This is a genomic window from Pseudomonas sp. LBUM1660 (assembly GCF_059695935.1).
Genome location: NZ_CP166795.1, coordinates 1,074,318 through 1,098,766, shown reverse-complemented (window position 1 = coordinate 1,098,766; position 24,449 = coordinate 1,074,318). Strand labels below are relative to the sequence as shown.

General features: G+C 59.4%; 27 protein-coding genes. 13 read left to right on the top strand and 14 right to left on the bottom strand.

The features are described from left to right. Positions 1-129: 129 nt before the first annotated feature. From cysN to ACA068_RS05020, 3 genes are all read right to left on the bottom strand, one after another. On the bottom strand, positions 130-2,028 hold the full coding sequence (gene cysN, locus ACA068_RS05030) for a sulfate adenylyltransferase subunit CysN (protein ID WP_497308080.1): 1,899 nt from the start codon (positions 2,026-2,028) through the stop codon (positions 130-132). A gap of 9 nt (positions 2,029-2,037) precedes the next feature. Next, positions 2,038-2,955 (bottom strand): sulfate adenylyltransferase subunit CysD, encoded by a 918-nt coding sequence (cysD, locus tag ACA068_RS05025; RefSeq protein ID WP_010463281.1) that lies wholly within the window; start codon positions 2,953-2,955, stop codon positions 2,038-2,040. A 250-nt stretch (positions 2,956-3,205) separates the two neighbouring features. Next, the gene (locus ACA068_RS05020; protein ID WP_109628001.1) at positions 3,206-3,964 is read right to left on the bottom strand and encodes a Nif3-like dinuclear metal center hexameric protein; all 759 of its coding nucleotides are present in this window, start codon (positions 3,962-3,964) and stop codon (positions 3,206-3,208) included. Between the two features lie 102 nt (positions 3,965-4,066). On the opposite strand from ACA068_RS05020, the gene algW reads away from it, so the two are divergent. The 3 genes from algW to ACA068_RS05005 all read left to right on the top strand — a co-directional run bounded on the left by algW (position 4,067) and on the right by ACA068_RS05005 (position 8,151). After that, a complete protein-coding gene (algW, locus tag ACA068_RS05015) occupies positions 4,067-5,227 on the top strand; it encodes a Do family serine endopeptidase AlgW (RefSeq protein ID WP_438659481.1) in 1,161 nt (386 codons plus the stop codon). 86 nt (positions 5,228-5,313) lie between these two features. Next, the gene (locus ACA068_RS05010) at positions 5,314-7,419 is read left to right on the top strand and encodes a TonB-dependent siderophore receptor (RefSeq protein ID WP_497308078.1); all 2,106 of its coding nucleotides are present in this window, start codon (positions 5,314-5,316) and stop codon (positions 7,417-7,419) included. A gap of 12 nt (positions 7,420-7,431) precedes the next feature. Then, on the top strand, positions 7,432-8,151 hold the full coding sequence (locus tag ACA068_RS05005; protein ID WP_497308076.1) for a DUF4198 domain-containing protein: 720 nt from the start codon (positions 7,432-7,434) through the stop codon (positions 8,149-8,151). 117 nt (positions 8,152-8,268) lie between these two features. Here the strand turns inward: ACA068_RS05005 and hisC are convergent, their stop codons facing one another. From hisC to ACA068_RS04955, 10 genes are all read right to left on the bottom strand, one after another. Further along, positions 8,269-9,321, bottom strand: a complete 1,053-nt coding sequence (gene hisC, locus ACA068_RS05000) for a histidinol-phosphate transaminase (RefSeq protein ID WP_497308074.1) — start codon at positions 9,319-9,321, stop codon at positions 8,269-8,271. 2 nt (positions 9,322-9,323) lie between these two features. Next, positions 9,324-10,649: a histidinol dehydrogenase gene (gene hisD, locus ACA068_RS04995; RefSeq protein ID WP_497308072.1), complete on the bottom strand. Its 1,326-nt coding sequence runs from the start codon at positions 10,647-10,649 to the stop codon at positions 9,324-9,326. Positions 10,650-10,775: 126 nt separating this feature from the next. After that, complete coding sequence (gene hisG, locus ACA068_RS04990; protein ID WP_007901570.1) at positions 10,776-11,411, bottom strand: ATP phosphoribosyltransferase; 636 nt, start codon at positions 11,409-11,411, stop codon at positions 10,776-10,778. Between the two features lie 128 nt (positions 11,412-11,539). Next, positions 11,540-12,805 carry a UDP-N-acetylglucosamine 1-carboxyvinyltransferase gene (gene murA, locus ACA068_RS04985; protein WP_010463300.1) on the bottom strand — a complete coding sequence of 422 codons (1,266 nt, stop codon included), beginning with the start codon at positions 12,803-12,805 and terminating at the stop codon, positions 11,540-11,542. A gap of 22 nt (positions 12,806-12,827) precedes the next feature. Continuing rightward, positions 12,828-13,067, bottom strand: a complete 240-nt coding sequence (locus tag ACA068_RS04980; RefSeq protein WP_007912386.1) for a BolA family protein — start codon at positions 13,065-13,067, stop codon at positions 12,828-12,830. A 114-nt stretch (positions 13,068-13,181) separates the two neighbouring features. Continuing rightward, positions 13,182-13,487: an STAS domain-containing protein gene (locus ACA068_RS04975; protein WP_497308070.1), complete on the bottom strand. Its 306-nt coding sequence runs from the start codon at positions 13,485-13,487 to the stop codon at positions 13,182-13,184. Then, positions 13,484-14,137, bottom strand: coding sequence for an MlaC/ttg2D family ABC transporter substrate-binding protein (locus tag ACA068_RS04970; RefSeq protein ID WP_497308069.1), 654 nt, complete (start codon positions 14,135-14,137; stop codon positions 13,484-13,486). Before ACA068_RS04970 ends, ACA068_RS04975 begins: the two co-directional genes overlap by 4 nt. A gap of 11 nt (positions 14,138-14,148) precedes the next feature. Beyond that, positions 14,149-14,616 (bottom strand): outer membrane lipid asymmetry maintenance protein MlaD, encoded by a 468-nt coding sequence (gene mlaD, locus ACA068_RS04965; protein WP_497308067.1) that lies wholly within the window; start codon positions 14,614-14,616, stop codon positions 14,149-14,151. Further along, on the bottom strand, positions 14,616-15,413 hold the full coding sequence (mlaE, locus tag ACA068_RS04960; protein WP_497308065.1) for a lipid asymmetry maintenance ABC transporter permease subunit MlaE: 798 nt from the start codon (positions 15,411-15,413) through the stop codon (positions 14,616-14,618). Before mlaE ends, mlaD begins: the two co-directional genes overlap by 1 nt. Further along, entirely contained in the window at positions 15,413-16,222 is an 810-nt protein-coding gene (locus tag ACA068_RS04955) for an ATP-binding cassette domain-containing protein (protein ID WP_131061203.1), read from the bottom strand. Before ACA068_RS04955 ends, mlaE begins: the two co-directional genes overlap by 1 nt. Before the next feature lie 277 nt (positions 16,223-16,499). Here ACA068_RS04955 and ACA068_RS04950 point away from each other — a divergent pair, with 277 nt between their 5' ends. The 10 genes from ACA068_RS04950 (at position 16,500) to ACA068_RS04905 (ending at position 23,527) form a co-directional block, all read left to right on the top strand. Next, a complete protein-coding gene (locus ACA068_RS04950) occupies positions 16,500-17,474 on the top strand; it encodes a KpsF/GutQ family sugar-phosphate isomerase (protein WP_462025519.1) in 975 nt (324 codons plus the stop codon). Further along, positions 17,474-17,998, top strand: a complete 525-nt coding sequence (locus ACA068_RS04945) for a KdsC family phosphatase (protein WP_497308063.1) — start codon at positions 17,474-17,476, stop codon at positions 17,996-17,998. Before ACA068_RS04950 ends, ACA068_RS04945 begins: the two co-directional genes overlap by 1 nt. Before the next feature lie 7 nt (positions 17,999-18,005). Beyond that, on the top strand, positions 18,006-18,578 hold the full coding sequence (gene lptC / locus ACA068_RS04940; RefSeq protein ID WP_497308061.1) for an LPS export ABC transporter periplasmic protein LptC: 573 nt from the start codon (positions 18,006-18,008) through the stop codon (positions 18,576-18,578). Then, positions 18,565-19,113 carry a lipopolysaccharide transport periplasmic protein LptA gene (gene lptA, locus ACA068_RS04935; protein WP_497308059.1) on the top strand — a complete coding sequence of 183 codons (549 nt, stop codon included), beginning with the start codon at positions 18,565-18,567 and terminating at the stop codon, positions 19,111-19,113. Before lptC ends, lptA begins: the two co-directional genes overlap by 14 nt. Next, the gene (lptB, locus tag ACA068_RS04930; RefSeq protein ID WP_010463322.1) at positions 19,113-19,838 is read left to right on the top strand and encodes an LPS export ABC transporter ATP-binding protein; all 726 of its coding nucleotides are present in this window, start codon (positions 19,113-19,115) and stop codon (positions 19,836-19,838) included. Before lptA ends, lptB begins: the two co-directional genes overlap by 1 nt. Positions 19,839-20,022: 184 nt before the next feature. After that, entirely contained in the window at positions 20,023-21,516 is a 1,494-nt protein-coding gene (locus tag ACA068_RS04925) for an RNA polymerase factor sigma-54 (RefSeq protein WP_497308057.1), read from the top strand. A gap of 74 nt (positions 21,517-21,590) precedes the next feature. Then, positions 21,591-21,899, top strand: a complete 309-nt coding sequence (hpf, locus tag ACA068_RS04920) for a ribosome hibernation-promoting factor, HPF/YfiA family (RefSeq protein ID WP_007941242.1) — start codon at positions 21,591-21,593, stop codon at positions 21,897-21,899. 12 nt (positions 21,900-21,911) lie between these two features. Further along, positions 21,912-22,376, top strand: coding sequence for a PTS IIA-like nitrogen regulatory protein PtsN (ptsN, locus tag ACA068_RS04915; protein ID WP_347803529.1), 465 nt, complete (start codon positions 21,912-21,914; stop codon positions 22,374-22,376). 2 nt (positions 22,377-22,378) lie between these two features. Then, positions 22,379-23,236 carry an RNase adapter RapZ gene (gene rapZ / locus ACA068_RS04910; protein ID WP_145306962.1) on the top strand — a complete coding sequence of 286 codons (858 nt, stop codon included), beginning with the start codon at positions 22,379-22,381 and terminating at the stop codon, positions 23,234-23,236. A gap of 15 nt (positions 23,237-23,251) precedes the next feature. Beyond that, a complete protein-coding gene (locus tag ACA068_RS04905) occupies positions 23,252-23,527 on the top strand; it encodes an HPr family phosphocarrier protein (RefSeq protein ID WP_497308055.1) in 276 nt (91 codons plus the stop codon). Positions 23,528-23,535: 8 nt separating this feature from the next. Here the strand turns inward: ACA068_RS04905 and ACA068_RS04900 are convergent, their stop codons facing one another. Further along, positions 23,536-24,429, bottom strand: a complete 894-nt coding sequence (locus tag ACA068_RS04900) for a ZIP family metal transporter (RefSeq protein WP_497308053.1) — start codon at positions 24,427-24,429, stop codon at positions 23,536-23,538. Positions 24,430-24,449 lie beyond the last annotated feature (20 nt).

Below are 24,449 nucleotides of genomic sequence, written 5' to 3'. Positions count from 1 at the left end.
GATGATCGCAACATATGACGCGACACAAACCCGTAGGAGCGAGGCTTGCCCGCGAAGGCGTCCGAACAGACACAAAAAAACCCGCCGATGATCGCTCATCGGCGGGTTTTTTATTGGAGCGGCTAACGCTTAGATCGCGCCACGCTTGCGCAGCAGATCCAGCACTTGCTTGACGCTTTCTTCCAGCGACAGCGACTGGGTGTCAACCACGAGGTCGGCGTCCAGCGGCACGTCATACGGGAAGGAATCGCCCGGGATGTTATCCCCGGCCGCCGCGTACAGGCCTTGCGGATCACGCTCGGCACAGACCGTCGGCGAGGCCTGGACGTAGACCGTCAGCAGACGTTCCTTGCCGATCAGTTCCCGCGCCTGTTCACGACCTTCAGCACTTGGCGCAACAAACGCTGCCAAGGTCAGCAAACCGGCTTCGTTGAACTGACGCGCAACGTGGGCGGCACGACGCCAGTTCTCGGTACGCCCGGCGCGATCCTGTGGCAGGCCTTTATTCAGGTCGTGACGCAGGTTCTGGCCATCGAGGACAAACACCGCACGGCCCAAGTCGAACAGTTTGCGTTCAACCGCGTAAGCCAAGGTGCTTTTGCCCGCACCCGACAAGCCGCTGAACAACACGGTGGCCGGTTGCTGACCGAAACGCTGGGCGCGTTCTTCGGTGGCCACGTGCGCCAGTTTGCCGTGGTGCGTGCTGCTGCCATGCGCCAACGGCTGGGCGATGATCATGCCGGCGGCAACGGTGCCGTTGGTCAACCGATCGATGACGATGAACGAACCGGTGGTGCGGTTACTGGCGTAACCGTCCAGCGCGATCGCGGCGTCGAGGCTGACCTTGACCCGGCCGATCTCGTTCAGGTTCAACGAACTGGCCGGACCTTCTTCCAGGGTGTTCACGTCAACGCGATTGACGATGCTGGTGATCGAACCCGGCACGTAACTCGTGGCGCGCTTGATGTCGTATTTCTTGCCCGGCAGCATCGGTTCTTCGGCCATCCACACCAGCATGGCGTCGAAGGCGTCGGTCACTTGCGGCAGGTTATCGGCGTGCACCAGCAAGTCGCCGCGAGAGATGTCGATCTCGTCTTCCATGGTCAGCGTGACAGCTTGACCTGGACCGGCGTGTTCCAGCTCACCTTCGAAAGTGACGATGGATTTCACGCGGCTGCTCTTGCCCGACGGCAACACAACGACTTCGTCGCCCTTGTGCACGACGCCGCTGGCCAGAGTGCCGGCGAAACCACGGAAGTTCAGGTTCGGACGGTTGACGTACTGCACCGGGAATCGCAGGTCGGTGTAGTTGCGGTCGTTGGCGATCTCGACGGTCTCGAGAATTTCCATCAGCGACTGGCCGGTGTACCACGGCGAGCGCTCGGACTTGTTCACCACGTTGTCGCCTTTCAATGCCGACATCGGCACGAAAGCCATGGTGGTCGGCTTGAATGCGATGCCGTCGGCGAACTTCAGGTAATCGGCCTTGATCGACTCGAACACGGTTTCGTCGAAGCCGTTGAGGTCCATCTTGTTGATGGCGACCACGATGTGCTTGATGCCGAGCAACGAGGCGATGAAGCTGTGGCGGCGGGTCTGGGTCTGCACGCCGTAGCGGGCGTCGACCAGGATGATCGCCAGGTCACAGGTGGACGCACCGGTGGCCATGTTGCGGGTGTACTGCTCATGGCCAGGAGTGTCGGCGATGATGAATTTGCGTTTGGCGGTGGAGAAATAGCGGTAGGCGACATCGATGGTGATGCCCTGCTCACGCTCGGCCTGCAGGCCGTCGACCAGCAACGCCAGGTCGATGTCTTCGCCGGTGGTGCCGACTTTTTTCGAATCGCGGGTGATGGCTTCCAGATGATCTTCGTAGATCATCTTGGAGTCGTGCAGCAGGCGCCCGATCAGGGTGCTCTTGCCGTCGTCGACGTTGCCACAGGTCAGAAAGCGCAGCATTTCCTTGCGTTCGTGCTGGCCCAGGTAGGCGAGGATGTCCTCGCTGATCAAATCAGATGCGTGCGACATGACAACCCCTTAGAAATAACCCTGACGTTTCTTTTCTTCCATCGAGCCTGCGCCATCGTGATCGATGACCCGGCCCTGGCGTTCGGAAGTTCGCGTCAGGAGCATTTCCTGAATGATGTCGGTCAGGCTGGTGGCCTCGGACTCGACCGCACCGGTCAGCGGGTAGTCACCCAGTGTGCGGAAACGGACTTTCTTCTTGACGATGCGCGCCTTGTCTTCATCGCTCAGGTGATTGAGCAGGCGTTCGTCGTCGATCATGATCCAGGTGCCATTCATCTCGATGACGTCGCGCTCGGCGGCGAAATACAGCGGCACGATCGGGATGCCTTCGAGGTAGATGTACTGCCAGATGTCCAGTTCGGTCCAGTTCGACAACGGGAACACACGAATGGATTCGCCCTTGTTGACGTTGCCGTTGTAGACGTTCCACAGTTCTGGGCGCTGGTTTTTCGGGTCCCAGCGGTGCTTGGTGTCGCGGAAGGAATACACGCGCTCTTTGGCACGGGACTTTTCTTCGTCGCGGCGAGCGCCACCGAAAGCGGCGTCGAAGCCGTACTTGTCGAGGGCTTGTTTCAAGCCTTCGGTTTTCATGATGTCGGTGTGCTTGGCACTGCCGTGGGTCAGCGGGTTGATGCCCTGCGCGACGCCATCGGGGTTCACGTGTACCAGCAGGTCAAGGCCCAGCTCTTCGACCATGCGGTCGCGGAACGCGTACATCTCCTTGAACTTCCACCGGGTGTCGACGTGCATCACCGGGAACGGCAGTTTGCCCGGGAAGAATGCCTTGCGCGCAAGGTGCAGCATCACGGCGGAGTCTTTACCGACGGAGTACAGCATCACCGGGTTATCGAACTCGGCGGCGACCTCGCGGATGATGTGGATGCTTTCGGCCTCCAGCTGTTTCAGATGCGTCAGTTTGTCGACCATGGCTACTCACGAAAACGATCTTATGGACGGCCAGCGGGCCGTGTTCGAGCGGGGAATCCTAGCACAGCGACCTCTTCTAATCAGGCCGCCAGCTAGATCGAAAGGGCATATGAATATACCCCCTCGTTTGGGCAACACGGACCCGTAGAAGCGAGGCTTGCCCGCGAAGAACGATCACGCGGTTTAACTGATGGACCGCGTTATCGTTCTTCACGGGCAAGCCTCGCTCCTACAGGGAACTGTGTGAAATTCAGATCGGATTCGGGCAATCGATGAAGATGTGCTCGAGGGCAAACCGTCGGGCCAGGTAATCACCCAATGCCTGCACGCCATAGCGCTCGGTGGCGTGGTGGCCGGCGGCGATGAAGCTGATGTCGTTTTCCCGGGCGCTGTGGAAGGTCTGTTCGGAAGCCTCGCCGCTGAGGTACAGATCGACCCCGGCCAACACGGCCTGATCGATGTACCCCTGACCGCCACCGGTGCACCAGCCTACGCGACGGATCATTTCGCTGCCTTCGATCAGCAACGGCTCGCGGCCCATGACCTCCTGCACTCGGCGAGCGAAATCACGGGGCGTCATCGGTTCGCTCAACGAGCCGACCAGGCCGACCACTTTGAGGTTGTCCGGATCCAGCGGGCCTTCGACCGTGATGTCGAGCTGACGCGCCAGCTGCACGTTGTTACCGACGTCCGGGTGCAGGTCCAGCGGCAAGTGATAGGACAGCAGGCTGATGTCGTGCTTGAGCAGGGTTTTCAGCCGACGCTGCTTCATGCCGGTGATGCACGGGTTCTCGCCTTTCCAGAAATAGCCGTGATGCACCAGCACCAGATCGGCCTGAGCTTCGACCGCGGCGTCCAGCAAAGCCTGGCTGGCGGTGACGCCACTGACGATTCGCATCACCTGTGGGCGGCCTTCGACCTGTAAGCCGTTGGGGCAGTAATCGGCAATCCTGGCACTGTTAAGGTAACGGTCGGCTTCTTCGACCAGGGTGCTCAAGGCGACGGCCATAAAAGACTCCTAAATATCCCGTTCAGAGGCGAGCTGCGCCTCGTATAATGCGCGACATTATGGGCGGTCTCATACCGCCTGCAACCTCTCAGGACGTGCTTAATGCTCAAGGCGCTGCGTTTTTCCGGCTGGCCGCTGTTGGCCGGCGTGCTTATCGCTCTGTTGATCATCCAGCGTTACCCGCAGTGGGTCGGGCTTCCGAGCCTCGACGTCAACCTGCAGCAAGCCCCGCAAACCACCACGATGCAGCAAGGTCCGGTGTCCTATGCCGACGCGGTCACCACCGCAGCGCCGTCGGTGGTGAACCTGTACACCACCAAAGTCATCAACAAACCAAACCATCCCTTGTTCGAAGACCCGCAGTTCCGCCGCTTCTTCGGCGACAACTCGCCCAAGCAGAAGCGCATGGAGTCGAGCCTGGGCTCGGGCGTGATCATGAGCCCGGAAGGTTATTTGCTGACCAACAACCACGTGACCAGCGGCGCCGACCAGATTGTGGTCGCGCTCAAGGACGGTCGCGAAACCTTGGCCCGCGTCATCGGCAGCGACCCGGAAACCGACCTCGCGGTGCTGAAGATCGATCTGAAAAACCTGCCGTCGATCACCGTCGGTCGCTCCGATAACATCCGCATCGGTGACGTCGCGCTGGCCATCGGCAACCCGTTCGGCGTCGGCCAGACCGTGACCATGGGCATCATCAGCGCCACCGGTCGTAACCAGTTGGGCCTGAACAACTACGAAGATTTCATCCAGACCGACGCCGCGATCAACCCCGGCAACTCCGGCGGTGCGCTGGTGGATGCCAACGGCAACCTGACCGGCATCAACACGGCGATCTTTTCCAAGTCCGGCGGCTCGCAAGGCATCGGTTTTGCGATCCCGGTCAAACTGGCCATGGAAGTGATGAAGTCGATCATCGAACACGGGCAGGTGATTCGCGGCTGGCTCGGCATCGAAGTGCAGCCGTTGAGTCAGGAACTGGCGGAGTCGTTTGGCCTGTCGGGACGCCCGGGGATTGTGGTCGCGGGGATTTTCCGTGACGGTCCGGCGCAGAAGGCCGGCCTGCAATTGGGTGATGTGATTCTAAGCATCGACGGCGAACCGGCCGGCGATGGTCGTCGTTCGATGAATCAGGTCGCGCGGATCAAACCGACCGACAAGGTCACCATTCAGGTGATGCGCAACGGCAAAGAGCTGAAGCTCACGGCGGAGATCGGCCTGCGTCCACCACCGGCGCCGGTTAAAGAGAAAGAAGAAAACTGACCCTGGCCCGAGGATCTCGGGCTAACAGCAGACATTCTCATTAGGCATGTTATATTGTTTCAATATCTCAATTGGAACAACATAACATGTCGTCTAGAACAATGGCTTGCGTGGCAAGTCTTGCCCTCGGCCTGCTGGGGGATCCGGTCTTCGCCGAAGAGCCCGGCACCCTCGAACTGGACGCCATCAGCGTCACCTCCGACTACGAATCGCCCACCGGCCCGGTCCAGGGTTACCGCGCCATGCGGTCTTCCAGCGCGACCAAAACCGATACCGCGATCCGCGACATCCCGCAATCCATCAGCGTGATTCCCGTCAGTGTGCTCAATGACCTGGGCAGCACCAGTGTCGAGCGCGCCCTGGATTTTGCCGGCGGTGTGTCGAAGCAGAACAACTTCGGAGGCCTGACGCTTTACGAATACAGCGTGCGCGGCTTCACCACGTCGGAGTTCTACAAGGACGGCTTCAGCGCCAACCGGGGTTACCCGAGCACCCCGGACGTCGCCAACATCGAGCGCATCGAGGTGCTCAAAGGACCCGCCGCCAGTCTCTACGGGCGCGGCGATCCAGGCGGCACGGTAAACATCGTCACCAAGAAACCCCAGCCCGAAGCTTTCACCACCCTGCAAACCAGCGCCGGCAGTTGGGATCGTTATCGCACCGCCCTCGACGTCAACACGCCGCTGGATGACGACGCCAACGTGCTGTCTCGAATCAACCTGGCCGTCGAAGACAACCACAGCTTCCGCGATCACGTCGACAGCCAGCGAGTGTTTGTCGCCCCCTCCTTCAGTTGGCAACTGAACCCGGACACCAGCCTATTGGTGGAGAGCGAATTCGTCCGTCATAGCTCCACGTTCGATCGCGGCATCGTCGCGCCAAACAATAAATGGAGTGGCGTTTCCCGTTCGACGTTCCTTGGCGAACCCAATGACGGCAACATTGACAACCACAATAATCTGCTGCAAGCCGCGCTCGAACATCATCTCAATGACAACTGGAAACTGCGCCTGGCCAGCCATTACAAGGAAGGCAAACTCTGGGGCTACGCTTCCGAAAGTCGCCCGTTGAATGCCGACGGCCACACGGTGAATCGGCGGTATCGCGAGCGCGATACAAACTGGCACGACAGCATCACCCAACTCGAATTGCGCGGTGTGTTCGACCTCGGTAGTTGGCAGCACGAACTGCTGATTGGCAGCGAGTATGAAAACTTCCGCAAGAACGAACGGGTCACGACCATTGCCGGCGGCCCCTACGCCGTCGACATTTATCAGCCCGTCTACGGTCAGCCGAAACCCAACGGCAAGCGCTCCGGCACCGACCTTTTTGAACACGTCGAAAGCCGGGCGCTGAACCTGCAGGACCAGATTGTCTTCACCGACAAACTGCGCGGCATGCTCGGTGCTCGCTTCGAACATTTCGAGCAAAGCATCGACGATCACAGCCGCGGCGCCACCAGCCGCCAGAGCCACGACGCTCTGACCCAACGGGCCGGTTTGCTTTATCAACTGACACCCGAAGTCGGGCTATTCGCCAACGTCTCCACCTCGTTCAAGCCGAACAACGGCCTGGACGCTGGCGGCAAATCCTTCGACCCGGAAGAAGGCGTCGGTTACGAAGTCGGGATCAAGAGCGAGCTGTTCGATGATCGCTTGAGCACCACCCTCGCCGCCTTCCATATCGAAAAGGAAAACGTCCTTGCGCTCGACCCGGGCACGGACACCAGCCGCGCCATGGGCAAGGCCCGCAGCCAGGGATTCGACTTCCAAGTCACCGGGCAAGTGACCGACGCGGTGCGGGTGATCGGTGCCTTCGCCTACATCGACGCCGAGGTCACCGAGGGCGACAAGGTCATTCCCACCGGCAGCCGAATCCTCGGCGTCGCCAAGCGCAGCGGCAGTCTGCTGGGCGTTTATGAATTCCAGGATGGACATTTACGAGGCTCGGACGTCGGCGCGGCGTTCACTTACGTCGGCGATCGCTCGGGCGAGTCCGGCAGCGATTTCGAGCTGCCGGCCTACCACACCGTCGACCTGCTGGCCCATTACAAGGCCAGCGAAAACGTCACTGTCGGCCTGAACCTGAACAACATTTTCGACGAGAAATACTACGAGCGCTCGTACAGCAATTACTGGGTCAACCCCGGCGAGCCGCGCAATTTCACCGTCAGCCTCACACTCAATCTGTAAAAGGAAGTTCCCATGCAACACCTCAAACCCCTGGCATTGCTCGGCCTGCTGTTCGCAACCCAGGTGTCGGCCCATGGTCTCTGGACCGAACAACGTCGCGGCAACATCGAAGTGATTTACGGCCACGGCGCCGAAGACAACGCCTTCAAGGCACAAAAGATCAACGGCGCCTGGGCTTATGACGTCAACGGCAAAATGATCCCGGTGACCGTGCAGCGCCTGGCCGATCACGCACGTCTGCAACCGTTGAAGCCGCCCGCCGTGATGGCGGTGGCGCTGGACAACGGCATGTGGTCGCAGACAGCGGATAAAAAATGGATCAACGAAGGACGCAGCAAAGTGCCGGGGGCCATCGAGTCGACGCAGACCTTCAAATACAGCCTGGCGATTTATCAGCCAGGAGCGAAGTTGCCGAAGCTTGATCAGATGAAGCTGCTGATTCTGCCGGAGGTTGATCCGCTGACGGTAGGACCGGGCAAGTTGCTGCCAGTGCGGGTGCTACTGGATGGGAAACCGGCGGCGGGGGTGAAGTTGACTGGCGATTATCGCAGTGCGCCGAATACCTTGAGCACCGAGACTGATGCCAACGGCCGTGCGCAGGTGGTGGTGCGCAATGAAGGGTTGAATGTGATTTCGGCGCAGATGGAGATTGTGTTGAAGGACAATCCGGATGTCGCGACGCGCGGCGTGTTCAGTTCGCTGACCTTCCTCGGCGAACCGCATCACGAGTAACCCACAAAACCTTGTAGGAGCGAGGCTTGCCCGCGAAGAACGAAAACTCGGTGTAACAAGTAAACCTTGTCATCGTTCTTCGCGGGCAAGCCTCGCTCCTACAAGTTCAATGTTGGATCAGAGGTCGCCGAGGCCGTCGATCAGTGCCTGATTCTGCTCCGGCGTACCAATCGATATCCGCAGGAACTGCGCAATCCGCGCCTGCTTGAAGTGCCGGACGATCACGCCTTGCTCACGCAATTTCGCCGCCAGCCCGGCCGCATCGTGCTGCGGATGACGGGCAAAAATGAAGTTCGCCGCCGATGGCAGTACTTCAAACCCCTTCCCTTCCAATTGCGCAACAACCCACTCACGATGCTCGATGACCAACCGGCAGGTCTTGTCGAAGTACTCGCGATCCTCGAACGCCGCCGCCCCCCCGACATTCGCCAGGCGATCCAGCGGATAGGAGTTGAAGCTGTTCTTGATCCTCTCCAGCGCCTCGATCAAATCCGGATGCCCCACCGCCAGGCCCACCCGCAGGCCGGCCAGTGAGCGGGACTTGGACAAGGTCTGAGTCACCAGCAGGTTCGGATAACGGTCCACCAAAGTGATCGCCGTCTCGCCGCCAAAGTCGATGTAAGCCTCATCCACCACAACCACCGAATCCGGGCTGGCCTTGAGGATTTGCTCCACCGCATCCAGTGCCAACAGGCAACCGGTCGGGGCATTCGGGTTCGGGAAGATGATCCCGCCGTTCGGCTTGGCGTAGTCCGCAGGATTGATCTGGAACTGCTCGTCCAGCGGCACCGTGTCGAACTTGATGCCGTATAACCCGCAGTAGACCGGATAGAAGCTGTAGCTGATGTCCGGGAACAGCACCGCTTTGTCGTGTTGCAGCAAGCCGTGGAAAATGTGCGCCAGGACTTCATCGGAACCGTTGCCGAGGAACACCTGATTGGCCCGCACGCCGTAATACGCAGCCACAGCGTTTTTCAGCAGATCGCTGTTCGGGTCCGGATACAAACGCAGATTGTCGTTGAGTTCGGTCTGCATCGCTGCCAGGGCTTTTGGCGACGGGCCGTAAGGATTTTCGTTGGTGTTGAGCTTCACCAGTTTCGCCAGCTTCGGCTGCTCGCCCGGCACGTAAGGCACCAGATCCTTGACGAACGGGCTCCAGAATTTACTCATCTTCAGTTCCCCTGCTTGTCGTCGACGATGCGGTATTCAGCGCTACGGGCGTGGGCGGTCAACGACTCGCCACGGGCCAGCACGGAAGCGGTCTTGCCCAGTTCGGACGCACCTTGCTCGGAGCAGAAGATGATCGACGAGCGTTTCTGGAAATCGTACACGCCCAGCGGCGAAGAGAACCGCGCGGTGCCGGACGTCGGTAACACGTGGTTGGGACCTGCGCAGTAGTCACCCAGGGCTTCGGAGGTGTGACGACCCATGAAGATCGCGCCCGCGTGACGGATCAGCGGCAGCCAGGCTTGCGGATCGGCGACCGACAACTCCAGGTGCTCCGGCGCAATGCGGTTGGCCACTTCGATGGCTTGTTCCATGTCGCGAACCTTGATCAGCGCGCCACGGCCATTGATCGAGGTTTCGATAATCTCGGCGCGCTCCATGGTTGGCAGCAGTTTGGCGATGCTGGCCGCGACCTTGTCGAGGAACTCGGCGTCCGGGCTGACCAGAATCGCCTGGGCATCTTCATCGTGCTCGGCCTGGGAGAACAGGTCCATGGCGATCCAGTCCGGATCGGTCTGGCCGTCGCACACCACGAGGATTTCCGACGGTCCGGCGATCATGTCGATGCCGACCTGGCCGAACACGTGGCGCTTGGCAGTGGCGACATAGATGTTGCCCGGGCCAACCACCTTGTCGACCTTCGGCACGCTTTCGGTGCCGTAAGCCAATGCGGCGACCGCTTGCGCGCCACCAATGGTGAAGACGCGGTCAACTCCGGCGATGCACGCTGCGGCCAGCACCAGCTCGTTGATTTCACCGCGCGGGGTCGGCACCACCATGACCACTTCCGTCACGCCGGCGACCTTGGCCGGAATCGCATTCATCAACACCGAGGATGGGTACGACGCCTTGCCGCCCGGGACGTACAGGCCGGCGCGATCCAGCGGCGTGACCTTCTGGCCCAGCACCGTGCCATCGGCTTCGGTGTAGGTCCAGGACTCCTGTTTCTGTTTTTCGTGGTAGCTGCGCACACGAGTCGCGGCTTTTTCCAGCGCTTCGCGCTGAGGCACGGTGATCCGGGTCAGCGCCAGTTCCAGACGTTCGCGCGGCAGGATCAGGTCCGCCATGGACGCAACGTCCAGTCCGTCGAACTGCCGGGTGAAGTCCACCAGCGCGGCATCGCCACGCTCACGCACAGCCTTGATGATGTCCAGCACTCGCTGATTGACCGAGTCGTCAGACACACTTTCCCAGCTCAGCAGATGATCCAGATGATGCGCGAAATCCGGGTCAGCAGCGTTGAGTCGGCGAATTGCAGTCGGTGCGGTCATAGCGAGAGCCTCATAGGATTGGCAAAAACTCAGGCGCCCTAACTTAGCAGTCGTTTCCGCTTGGGCACCTGAGAATTCTGGCTATGAGGCGGATAGACGGGCGCGACTTAACGTCGCGCAGGTGAATCAGCCGCGGTGTCGAGACTCCACTGCCTTGCGCAGGGTGTCGATCAACGCCTGGATACGGGCGTGCTGCATTTTCATCGAAGCTTTATTGACGATCAGCCGGGAGCTGATGTCGGCAATGAAATCCTGGGGTTCCAGGCCATTGGCGCGCAGGGTGTTGCCGGTGTCGACCACGTCGATGATCTTGTCTGCCAGACCGATCAGCGGCGCCAGTTCCATCGAGCCGTAGAGCTTGATGATGTCGACCTGACGGCCCTGCTCGGCGTAGTAACGCTTGGCAACGTTGACGAACTTGGTCGCCACTCGCAGGCGGCCCTTGGGCTCGACGTCGCCGACACGGCCGGCGGTCATCAGCTTGCACAGGGCAATTCGCAGGTCCAAAGGCTCGTACAGACCCTGGCCACCATATTCCATCAGCACATCTTTACCGGCGACGCCCAGGTCCGCGGCACCATGTTCGACGTAGGTCGGCACATCGGTAGCGCGCACGATCAGCAGGCGCACATCGGCCTGAGTCGTGGGGATGATCAGCTTGCGGCTCTTGTCCGGATTCTCGGTCGGCACGATGCCCGCTTCAGCCAGAAGCGGCAGGGTGTCGTCAAGGATGCGGCCCTTGGACAGTGCGATGGTCAACATGGGAAACGTCAGTCCTTATCAGGCTACTGATGCCCGGTCGCAAATGGCGCCGGACACACATCGAGCCAGAAACAGGCTCGACTTGAAACAAATTCAACGGGCGCGTCCCTGCGCCCATGCAGCAGAAACTAGCCCGGTACGCGGCGGATCTTGGCGCCGAGCATCTGCAGTTTCTCTTCGATGCACTCGTAACCACGGTCGATGTGGTAGATGCGGTCGATCAGGGTGTCGCCTTCGGCAATCAGTGCCGAGATCACCAGGCTGGCCGAAGCACGCAGGTCGGTGGCCATCACTGGCGCGCCTTTCAGCTTTTCGGTACCGGTGACGATGGCCGTGTTGCCTTCGACCTGGATCTTGGCGCCCATGCGGTGCAGTTCGTAAACGTGCATGAAGCGGTTTTCGAAGATCGTCTCGATCACGGCGCCCGTGCCTTCGGCAATGGCGTTGAGGGAGATGAACTGCGCTTGCATGTCGGTCGGGAACGCCGGGTACGGAGCGGTCCGCACGTTGACGGCTTTTGGCCGCTTGCCGTGCATGTTCAGCTCGATCCAGTCTTCGCCGCAGGTGATTTCCGCGCCCGATTCCTTGAGTTTCTCAAGAACGGCTTCGAGGATGGTCGGATCAGTGTCCTTGACCTTCACACGACCGCCGGTTACGGCTGCGGCCACCAGGTAGGTGCCGGTTTCGATACGGTCAGGCATCACTTTGTACGTGGTCGGGTGCAGACGCTCAACGCCATCGATGGTGATGGTGTCGGTGCCGGCGCCAGTGATCTTGGCACCCATGGCAATCAGGAAGTTCGCCAGGTCGATGACTTCAGGTTCGCGAGCGGCGTTCTGCAACACGCTGCGGCCCTTGGCCAGAGCAGCGGCCATCATGATGTTTTCGGTACCGGTTACGCTGACGGTGTCGAAGAAGAAGTGCGCACCGCGCAAGCCGCCTTCAGGCGCCTTGGCCTTGATGTAGCCGCCTTCGACGTCGATGACCGCGCCCATGGCTTCGAGGCCACGAATGTGCAGGTCAACCGGACGCGAGCCAATGGCGCAACCGCCAGGCAGGGCGACTTCGGCTTCACCGAAACGGGCAACCATCGGGCCCAGCACCAGGATCGATGCACGCATGGTTTTCACCAGCTCATACGGTGCGATCAGGGTCTTGATGGTGCGCGGGTCGATTTCGACGCTGAGCTTCTCGTCGATCACCGGCTCAATGCCCATGCGGCCGAACAGCTCGATCATCGTGGTGATGTCGTGCAGGTGCGGCAGGTTGGCAACCGTTACCGGGCCATCGCACAGCAGGGTTGCAGCCAGAATCGGCAGGGCAGAGTTTTTCGCCCCGGAGATGCGGATTTCGCCATCAAGACGAACGCCGCCAGTAATAATCAATTTATCCATAAGAATCTCGACGCCCTTGGGCTCAGGTGCGCTCGGCCCAGGCCGCGCTGCTGAAAAATTTCATAGTGACCGCATGGATGCTGCCATCGGTGATCCATGGGTTCAAATGGGCATAGATCTGCTGCTGACGCTTCACCGGGCTCAACGCCGCCAGTTCATCGCTAATCACGTTCAGCTGGAAATTGCAGCCTTCGCCCTCAACTTCTACCAACGTTCCGGGCAGCTTTCCTTCAAGGAAGCTCTTCACTTCTACGGCCTGCATGCTCAACCTCAATCGGCGCCCTGTGCGCGCGGGTCGGACATCATACAAAAAAGCCCCGCGCCTGCGAACCCCGCGAAGCAGGACTCTGACGGGGGGCTTCTTAATAGATGCTGGTTAGGGATGCGCCAACAGCTCGGTCAATTCGCTGACCTGAGCGATTTCACGCATGTCTTCTGGCAGCCCGCGGATGCTCAGCGCCTTGCCGGCCGCCTCTGCATCGCGCATGAAGCACAGCAGCAGGGACAAGCCTACGCTGCTGGACTTCAACACTGCCGAACAATCGACTACCACTTCGGCAGCCGTGCTGGACTTGATCAACGCCTGCCCCTGCTTGCGCAGACCAGGGCCGGTGAGGTAATCCAGCATGCCGCTCAGTCGCAGCTCGCCGGTTTCGCTCATCCGAATGGCCGACACACTCATTGGACAGACTTCTCGGTGGCGTCTGCGGTTTTTTCCTTGGCCTTGGCGACTTCGCCGGCCCAATCATTGATGGTCTTGTCCAAGTCATTGCCATTGCGCTGCATCGCATCAGCGAACTGATCGCGGAACAGCTTGCCGATGTTGATGCCGTTGATGATCACGTTGCGCAGTTTCCACTCGCCATTGATCTTCTCGAGTGTGTACGACACAGGATAGATCGAGCCGTTGGTGCCTTTGACCGTCATGGCAACGCTGGTACGGTCTCCAGACTCATCCTTGGCAGGGTCGACGGTAATGCCCTGATTGTTGTACTCAAGCAAGGCGTTGCCATAGAACTGGAACAGACCTCTCTTGAAGTTTTCTTCGAAGGTCTTCATCTGCGCCGGCGTGGCTTTGCGCGAGTATTTGACCGTCATGATGCTTTTGGAAATGCCCTCGGCATCCACGACTGGCCCGACGATGGTGTTCAGCGCCGTGTAAAAGTCTTTCGGGTCCTGCTTGTACTTCTCTTTGTTGGCCGACAGGTCGGCAAGCAACCGAGTCGTGGTGTCCTGCACGATTTCGTGCGCTGAGGGCGCTGCCACGGCGTTAGCCATCAACGGCAGGGCCGCGAGTAATACCAACAGGCCACGTCGCAAGGTAGAGATCATTCAAAAGCTCCTCATTTGGCGTCTTTGCTAACGGTATTGAGCAGAAATTTACCGATCAGGTCCTCGAGCACCAGCGACGACTGGGTGTCGTGAATGGTTCCACCCTCCTTGAGCAAGCCTTCTTCGCCGCCCACGCTGATGCCGATGTACTTCTCGCCCAACAGGCCAGCCGTCAGGATAGATGCAGTGGAGTCAGTCGGCAGGTTATCTACGCGCTTTTCCAGCTGCATCGTCACTCGACCGGTGAAACTGTCGCGGTCCAGATCGATCGCCGTGACCTTGCCGATGGTCACACCGGCCATGGTCACTTTAGCTCTGACCGTCAAACCGGCGATATTGTCGAAATACGCATAAAGTTTATAAGAATCGGTGGTGGCACTTGGGGACAGGCCACTGACCCGCAACGCTAGCAACAGCAAAGCCAGGATGCCAGCCAGCAAGAAAAGGCCGACACCGATTTCCAGGGTGCGGTTTTGCATCAGAAATCTCCAAACATCAAGGCGGTCAAAATAAAGTCCAGGCCGAGCACAGCCAAAGAGGCGTACACCACGGTCTTGGTAGTGGCACGACTGATCCCCTCGGAAGTGGGCTCGCAGTCATACCCTTGGAATACGGCGATCCAGGTCACGACAAAGGCGAAGACGATGCTCTTGATGATGCCGTTGAGCACATCATCCGTGAACGTCACGCTGTTCTGCATGTTGGACCAGTAGGAACCTTCATAGACACCCAGCCAGTCGACGGCCACCCACGAACCGCCCCATATGCCCACCACGCTGAAAATCATAGCCAGCACTGGCAGGGAAATGAAGCCGGCCCACAGCCGCGGGGCAATGATGTACTTGAGCGGGTCGACGCCAATCATTTCCAGACTGGACAATTGTTCGGTGGACTTCATGTTGCCGATTTCGGCGGTCAGCGCCGAACCTGCACGCCCGGCGAACAGCAATGCCGTGACCACGGGGCCAAGTTCACGCAACAGCGTCAGCGCAACCATCTGCCCGACCGCCTGCTCCGAACCGTAGCTGGACAGAATGTTGAAGCCTTGCAACGCCAGCACCATGCCGATGAACACCCCGGAGACCACAATGATCACCAGGGACATCACGCCCACCGAATGCAGTTGCTTGACCAGCAGGCCAAAGCCGCCGCCGATACCACCGCGACCGAGCAAGGCATGAAACAGGAAAATCGCCGAACGGCCGAACACCGCCAGCACATCGATGCCGCCGTGGCCGAATCGACGCACGCGTTCCAATAGTGAAATCTTGCGCATCAACGCTTCCCCAGAAGATCTGCGCGGTAATCCGTCGCTGGAAAGTGGTAGGCGACCGGACCGTCGGGATCGCCGGTCATGAATTGACGAATTCGCGGCTCCTGCGAGTTCATCAGCTCCTCGGGAGTGCCCTGCCCCAAGACCTGGCCGTCGCCCACCACATAAATGTAGTCGGCGATGCTGGCAGTCTCGGCCAGATCGTGGGAGACCACGATACTGGTGATGCCCAGCGCATCATTGAGCAAGCGGATCAGGCGCACCAACACGCCCATGGCGATAGGGTCCTGACCGACAAAGGGTTCGTCATACATGAGGATTTGCGGGTCGAGGGCAATCGCCCGCGCCAGCGCGACACGGCGCTTCATGCCACCGGACAGTTCGTCGGGCATCAGGTCGATGGCGCCACGCAACCCCACGGCCTGCAATTTGAGCAGGACGATGTCACGGATCATTTCTTCCGGCAGCTCGGTATGAACGCGCAGCGGAAAGGCGACGTTCTCGAACACGTCGAGGTCGGTAAACAGCGCGCCGCTCTGGAACAACACGCCCATGTGCTTGCGCGCATCGAACAAATCGCTGCGCGACAGCTTTGGCAGGTTCTGGCCATTGACCCAGACTTCGCCCTTGGTGGGCCGCAACTGTGCGCCCATCAACCGCAACAGCGTGGTCTTGCCACACCCGGAAGGCCCCATGATGCCGGTGACCTTGCCGCGCGGGATACGGATATCGACGTTATTGAAAATGCTGCGCGCACCGCGCTTGAAGGACAGTCCCTTCAGCTCGACCGCGTAGGCGTTATCGGCACTCATCTAAACTCCTTGCGATGCAGCCTCACACTCGGACGCCTGGCTTTCTGACGAAAGCACATACCTCCCCGGGCAGGCCGAACTGGCGGCGAACTATATCACTGCAAAGGCCAAGCGCCCAAGGCCCAAGCCGGCCCATGTTCAGCAACATGACAGGCAAAAAGCCTCGTTCAGAGGGGATTCGGTAACAGGGAATGACAAAGCGTGACGAACTTGCGTGAGGGTTTTGATCATTACCGCTATAATCGCCGCCTTTTCATCAGGCTATACGATTTCTGACATGAGCCAATCCAGCGACCTGATTCAATCTGCACAACGCACCATCCGCCTCGAACTGGAAGCCGTACAAGGCTTGCTGCCCCATATCGACGCAGATTTCGTACGCGCTTGCGAGATGATTCTGGACAGCAAAGGCCGCGTGGTCGTGGTCGGCATGGGCAAATCGGGGCACATCGGCAACAAGATCGCCGCCACCCTGGCCAGCACCGGCACCACGGCCTTTTTCGTGCACCCGGCCGAAGCCAGCCACGGCGACATGGGCATGATCACCCGCGACGACATCATCCTGGCCCTGTCGAACTCCGGTTCCACCAATGAAATCGTCACCCTGCTGCCCCTGATCAAACGGCTGGGCATCAAATTGATCAGCGTGACCGGCAACCCGGACTCGGCGCTGGCCAAGGCCGCCGAGGTCAACCTCAACGTTCACGTCGAGCACGAAGCCTGTCCACTGAACCTGGCACCGACCTCATCGACCACCGCCGCGCTGGTGATGGGCGACGCCCTGGCCGTTGCTCTGTTGGAAGCCCGGGGTTTTACCGCTGAAGACTTCGCCTTTTCCCATCCAGGCGGCGCGCTGGGCCGACGCCTTTTGCTGAAAGTCGAAAACGTCATGCACGCCGGCCAGGAGCTGCCGCAGGTTCAACGCGGCACGCTGCTCAAGGATGCGCTGATGGAAATGACCCGCAAGGGCCTGGGCATGACCGTGATCCTGGAAGCCGATGGCAAACTGGCCGGGATCTTCACCGACGGTGACTTGCGCCGCACACTGGACCGCAGCATCGACATTCATAGCGCCACCATCGATCAGGTCATGACCGCGCACGGCAAGACCGCTCGCGCCGAGATGCTCGCCGCCGAAGCCCTGAAAATAATGGAAGACCACAAGATCAACGCACTGGTCGTGGTCGACAGCGAAGACCGCCCGGTCGGCGCCTTGAACATGCACGACTTGCTGCGTGCGGGAGTAATGTAATGAGCACGGACCTGCTGCAACGCGGCAAACAGATCAAACTCGCGGTGTTCGACGTCGATGGCGTGCTGACCGACGGGCGCCTGTACTTTCTCGAAGACGGCAGTGAATTCAAGACGTTCAACACGCTCGACGGCCAAGGCATCAAGATGTTGATGGCAGCCGGCGTGCAGACCGCTATCATCAGCGGCCGCAAGACCCCAGTGGTCGAGCGACGGGCGAAGAACCTCGGCATTCCACACCTCTATCAGGGTCGTGAAGACAAACTGGTGGTGCTCGACGAACTTCTCGCCCAACTCAACCTAAGCTATGAACAGGTCGCCTACCTGGGTGACGACTTGCCGGACCTGCCGGTGATTCGCCGCGTGGGTCTGGGCATGGCCGTAGCAAACGCTGCCAGCTTCGTGCGTGAAAACGCCCATGGCATCACCCTGGCCCGTGGTGGCGAGGGTGCCGCTCGCGAATTTTGTGAATTGATCCTGCGCGCCCAGGGCCGCCTCGATGCGGCCAACGCCGCGTACCTGTGAGCCCATTATGCTGAGCAAAAAGATTCGTAACATCTTGGTGTTCGGCTGCATCGCGGCGCTGTTCGCCGCGGTCGGCTACTGGAACATCAGCCCCGAACGCTTCCTCGACAAACCCGTGGTCAAGGTAGACGAAACCGCGATCGACTATTACGCGCTCAACGCCCACAGCGTGCAGTACCTGCCAGACGGCAAATTGCAATACGAGATGACGTCCGACAAGGTTGAACACCTGAAGGCGACCGAGGTGACGTTGCTGACCAACCCCGACCTGAACATGTTTCGTGGCACCCAGTTTCCCTGGCACGTCCAGAGTGAGCACGGCGAAGTCAACCCGGACGGCACTCAGGTCGAGCTGATTGACTCGGTGCGCATCACGCGTTTCGACGAGAAAAACCGCAGAACCCTGATTACCACCACCCGAATGACAGTGTTCCCGCAGCAGCAATATGCGCAGACCGATCAACCCGTTAGAATCGACGGCGCTGGCGGTGTATCGACAGGCAACGGAATGAAAGCGTATTTGAAAGAAAGCAGGATACACCTGCTATCGAACGTAAGAGGACAGTATGAGGCTCGTTAAAACTCTCCCTATTTTGCTCAGTCTGGGCGCAGCACTGGGAAGCGTGAGCGCCTGGGCTCTGCCGAACGATCAAGAGCAGCCTATCCGCATTCAGGCCGACGACGCCCAACTGGACGACAAGAATGGCATTGCCACCTATAAAGGTGACGTGATCATCACTCAGGGCTCGATGAAGGTCACCGGCAATACCGTGACCATCACCCGTACCCCGGCTGGCGACATCGATGTGGTGACCTCGGTGGGCAACCTTGCCTACTTTGAGCAGATGCAGACGGCTGGCGACACCAAGCCGGTTCAGGGCTACGGAGTGACCATCCAGTACCACGCCTCGCAAAACCGCGTCGTATTGATCGATCGTGCAAAAGTCATCGACAAGGACAACAACGTCACCCAAGGCGAGAAAATCGTCTATGACACGGTGAAAAAGCTGGCGAGCGCCGGTCGCGCCACGGGCAACAAGGTCACCGAGTCGCGTCCGCGCATCGACATGGTGATCCAGCCCAAGCCAAAAACCGACGAGAAAAAGGCCCCGTAATGGCAACTCTGAAAGCTCAGCATCTGGCCAAGAGCTACAAGAGCCGCCAAGTCGTGCGTGACGTCAGCCTGTCCATTGACAGCGGTCAGATCGTCGGCCTGCTGGGTCCTAACGGCGCCGGCAAGACCACCTGTTTCTACATGATCGTTGGCCTGGTACAGGCCGATCAGGGTCGCGTACTGATCGACGATCTAGACGTCAGCCACCAGCCGATGCACGGTCGTGCAAAGGCCGGTATCGGCTATCTTCCGCAAGAAGCGTCGATCTTCCGCAAACTGTCGGTGGCCGATAACATCATGGCCATCCTCGAGACCCGCAAGGAACTCGACAAGGCAGAGCGTCGCAAGGAGCTGGAAAGCCTGCTGCAGGAATTCCACATCAGCCACATCCGCGACAACCTCGGCATGAGCCTGTCCGGCGGTGAGCGTCGTCGGGTGGAAATCGCCCGGGCACTGGCCACCAACCCGAAATTCATCCTCCTCGACGAACCATTCGCCGGTGTGGACCCGATTTCGGTGGGCGACATCAAACAGATCATCTACCACCTCAAGGCCAAAGGCATTGGCGTGCTGATCACTGACCACAACGTCCGTGAAACCCTGGATATCTGCGAAACCGCCTACATCGTCAACGATGGCCAGTTGATCGCCGAGGGTGACTCCGCCACCATCCTGGCCAACGAACTGGTCAAGGAAGTGTATCTGGGCCATGAATTCCGCCTTTAAGCGCTAAGGTGTCTGGCTGATTGTCCGAGCGCTTGTCTCGATAAAAAATCAATACTTTTTTATTGTTACAGCGCTCTAGGCAAACGCTGCAGTTTCGGGCATATAATTTGCTTATGTTTGGCGCTCCGGCGCCCTGTAGTGGATGGCGCATGTGCGCCGGCGAATAAGGTGTTAAGCCCCTGCCATGAAACCATCGCTAGTCTTGAGAATGGGCCAGCAGCTGACGATGACACCGCAGCTGCAACAGGCTATCCGCCTGCTCCAATTGTCGACCCTGGACCTGCAACAGGAAATCCAGGAGGCCCTGGAGTCCAATCCGATGCTCGAACGCCAGGAAGAAGGCGACGACTTCGATAACGCCGACCCTTTGGCCGACAAAGCCGAACAGCTCCCCAACGCCGACATTTCGGAACCCTCCTACCAGGAAACCGCCCCGACGGTGGATAACCTCGAGGAAGGCGACTGGAACGAGCGCATTCCCAACGAGCTGCCCGTCGATACCGCGTGGGAAGACGTCTACCAGACCAGCGCCAGCAGCCTGCCGAGCAACGATGACGACGAGTGGGATTTCACCACCCGCACATCGGCCGGTGAAAGCCTGCAAAGCCATTTGTTGTGGCAACTGAACCTTGCACCGATGTCCGACACCGATCGCCTGATCGCCGTGACCCTGATCGACTGCATCAACAATCAGGGCTACCTGGACGAAACCCTTGAGGAAATTCTCGAGGCCTTCGATCCGGAACTGGACATCGAACTGGACGAAATCGAAGCCGTCCTGCACCGCATCCAGCAATTCGAACCGGCCGGCATTGGCGCCCGCAACCTGAGTGAATGCCTGCTGCTGCAACTGCGCCAACTGCCAGCCAAGACCCCCTGGCTGGCCGAAGCGAAACGCCTGGTCACCGACTACATCGACCTGCTCGGCAGTCGCGACTACAGCCAGCTGATGCGCCGCATGAAGCTCAAGGAAGATGAACTGCGCCAGGTCATCGAGCTGGTGCAGAGCCTCAACCCGCGTCCGGGCTCGCAGATCGAGTCCAGTGAAGCCGAATACGTTGTCCCTGACGTCATCGTGCGCAAGGACAACGAGCGCTGGCTGGTCGAGCTGAACCAGGAATCGGTGCCACGGCTGCGGGTCAACGCCCAATACGCCGGGTTTGTGCGCCGCGCCGACACCAGCGCCGACAACACCTTCATGCGCAATCAGTTGCAAGAAGCTCGCTGGTTCATCAAAAGCCTGCAAAGCCGCAACGAAACCCTGATGAAAGTGGCCACCCAGATTGTCGAGCATCAGCGCGGCTTCCTGGAGTACGGCGACGAAGCGATGAAACCGCTGGTGCTGCATGATATTGCCGAGGCGGTGGGCATGCACGAGTCGACGATTTCACGGGTGACCACGCAGAAATTCATGCATACCCCACGGGGCATATATGAACTGAAATACTTTTTTTCCAGCCATGTCAGCACCTCCGAAGGCGGCGAATGCTCGTCCACAGCGATCCGCGCGATCATCAAAAAACTGGTTGCCGCGGAAAATCAGAAAAAGCCGTTGAGTGACAGCAAGATCGCTGGTTTACTGGAGGCACAAGGCATTCAGGTGGCTCGCCGCACCGTCGCCAAGTACCGCGAATCCCTCGGGATCGCGCCTTCGAGCGAACGCAAGCGGTTGATGTAGAGCCACGCCACAGCGTTCCAGTGGTAGATCATCTGATCTACCGCTTTATGCACTGGCAACGAAGGAGAAGCTGTATGCAAGTCAACATCAGTGGACACCAACTGGAAGTGACCGAACCTCTTCGCACCTACATCGGCGAAAAACTCGAACGATTAGAGAGGCATTTCGACAAGATCACCAACGTGCAGGTCACGATGACGGTCGAAAAGCTCAAGCAGAAAATCGAAGCCACGCTGCATATTCCCGGCAATGAAGTGGTCGCCAACGCGGAGCATACCGATATGTATGCGGCGATCGACGCACTGACCGACAAGCTGGATAAACAACTCAAAAAGCATAAGGAAAAGACCCAAAGCCTCCTTCAGGGCGCTACCGGTCGTTAACACTCCCAACCCATGATCCGACTTGAAAGCATCCTGACCCCCGGCCGTTCCCTCGTGAACGTGCCGGGCGGCAGCAAAAAGAAAGCCCTCGAGCAAATTGCCAACCTGATCGCCCGGGAAGTGCCGGATCTGGAAATGCAAGATGTCTTTGAGGCTCTGATTGCGCGTGAAAAACTCGGTTCGACCGGTTTTGGCAACGGCATCGCCATTCCCCACTGCCGCCTGAAGGGCTGCACCTCGCCCATCAGTGCCCTGATGCACCTCGACGCACCCATTGATTTCGACGCCATCGACGGCGCCCCGGTTGACCTGCTGTTTGTTCTGCTGGTCCCGGAAGCAGCTACCGATGCGCACCTGGAACTGCTCCGCCAGATCGCCAGCATGCTTGATCGCAAGGAAGTACGCGAAAAACTGCGTAGCGCCCCGAGCAACGAAGCCTTGTATCAGGTTGTCCTGGACGAGCAAAACGGTCACTAATCATGCGTTTGATCATTGTCAGTGGCCGTTCCGGCTCAGGTAAAAGTACCGCACTCGATGTTCTCGAGGACAACGGCTACTACTGCATCGACAACCTGCCCGCCGGATTGCTGCCGGAACTGGCCGAGCGCGCACTTATTCATACCGAGCTGGCACAACCCCTGGTCGCGGTATCCATCGATGCACGCAACCTGCCGAGCCACCTTTCGCGGTTTCCGGAATTGCTCGAAGAAGTCCGCAGCCGGCATATCAAGTGTGATGTGTTGTACCTGGACGCCGACGAAGAAACCCTGCTCAAACGCTTCTCGGAAACCCGCCGCCGCCACCCACTGAGTACTGCCCACCGTTCGTTGGCGGAGGCAATTCAGGACGAAACCAGTTTGCTGGGGCCGATCGCCGATCTGGCGGACCTCAAAGTCAACACCACCAACCTGAACCTGTATCAACTACGCGATACCATCAAGTTGCGCCTGTTGAACCAGCCAGATAGCGGCACTGCGTTCCTGGTGGAATCTTTCGGATTCAAGCGTGGCATGCCGGTGGATGCGGATCTGGTGTTCGACGTGCGCTGCCTGCCCAACCCTTACTGGAAGCCGGAATTGCGCGATCAGTCCGGGCTTGATCAACCGGTGGCCGAGTACCTGGCGGCACAACCGGACGTCGAAGAGATGTTCCAGGACATTTCCACTTACCTGCTCAAGTGGTTGCCGCGCTTTGCCGCCAGCAACCGCGCTTATGTCACCATTGCCATTGGCTGCACCGGCGGGCATCACCGCTCCGTCTACCTGACCGAACGTCTGGGCCAGGTCCTGCAACAATCCCTGAAGAACGTCCAGGTTCGCCACCGCGACCTCAGCTAAAGGATTCACATCGCGATGCCTGCTCTGGAAATCGAAATCATCAACAAGCTGGGCCTGCATGCCCGCGCTTCGGCAAAATTCGTTGGCGTTGCCGGTGAGTTCAAGGATTGCACGATCCGGGTCGGACGTACTCCCGACTCCTTGGTCGACGGAAAAAGCATCATGGCCATGATGATGCTCGCCGCCGGCAAGGGAACAAAAATCCACCTCAGTACCGAAGGTGAACAGGCTGACGAGGCCTTGCAGGCATTGGTGGAGTTGATCAACGACTACTTCGGCGAAGGCGGTTAAGCACTCGCCTAGGCGAGTGCAGTATCCATCACCATCATCAAACAAAACCCGATCAACAAGCCAAGACTCGCCAGCTTGTCGTGACCATTGCGCCGCGACTCGGGGATGATTTCATGGGTGACCACCAGCAACATCGCACCCGCCGCCAACGCCAACCCTAACGGCAATAGCAATTCGGCCAGGCTCACCAGCCAGGCGCACAACAGCGCAAAGACCGGCTCAACCAGACCTGAGGCAGCACCGATCAGGAATGCCTTGACCCGCGACATCCCCGCCCCTGCCAGTACCAGCGCAATCACCAACCCTTCCGGCACATCCTGCAACGCAATGCCCATGGCCAGGCTGTCTGCATCCGGCATCCCACCACCGGCCGAAACACCGACCGCCATGCCTTCAGGAATGTTGTGGGCAATGATGGCAAACACAAACAACCAGATCCGTGGCGGGATGACCGGCCGCTCCAGGGTTCCGACGAGCATTTGCGGCGAGGCGCCAGACACCTTTCGGTCCACCAGAAACAGCCCGAACGCGCCGAGCATGATGCCGAAGCTGATCAGACCACTGGCCGCCCAGGGTGTCAGCCCCAGGCTTTCAGCAGCGGAAATACCCGGAACGATCAGCGAAAACGCCGTCGCCGCGAGCATCACCCCGGCACCAAAACCGAGCAACGTATCGCTGACCGCCTGCGGCATGCGGCGAATCACCAACACCGGCACCGCGCCCAACGCAGTGCCCAGGGCACAAACCGCCCCGCCCTGCAGTGCACGCAGCAGCTTGGGTTCCAGATCGAACCACGCCAGCCCATTGGCGACCAACAACGACATGCCCGCCAGCAGCAACAGCGATCCCAACGCGTAACGAAACATTCGTCCGCCTCCGATCGCCAGTGTTTCAGTGCCCATAGTCAGCCTTGGATTGTTTT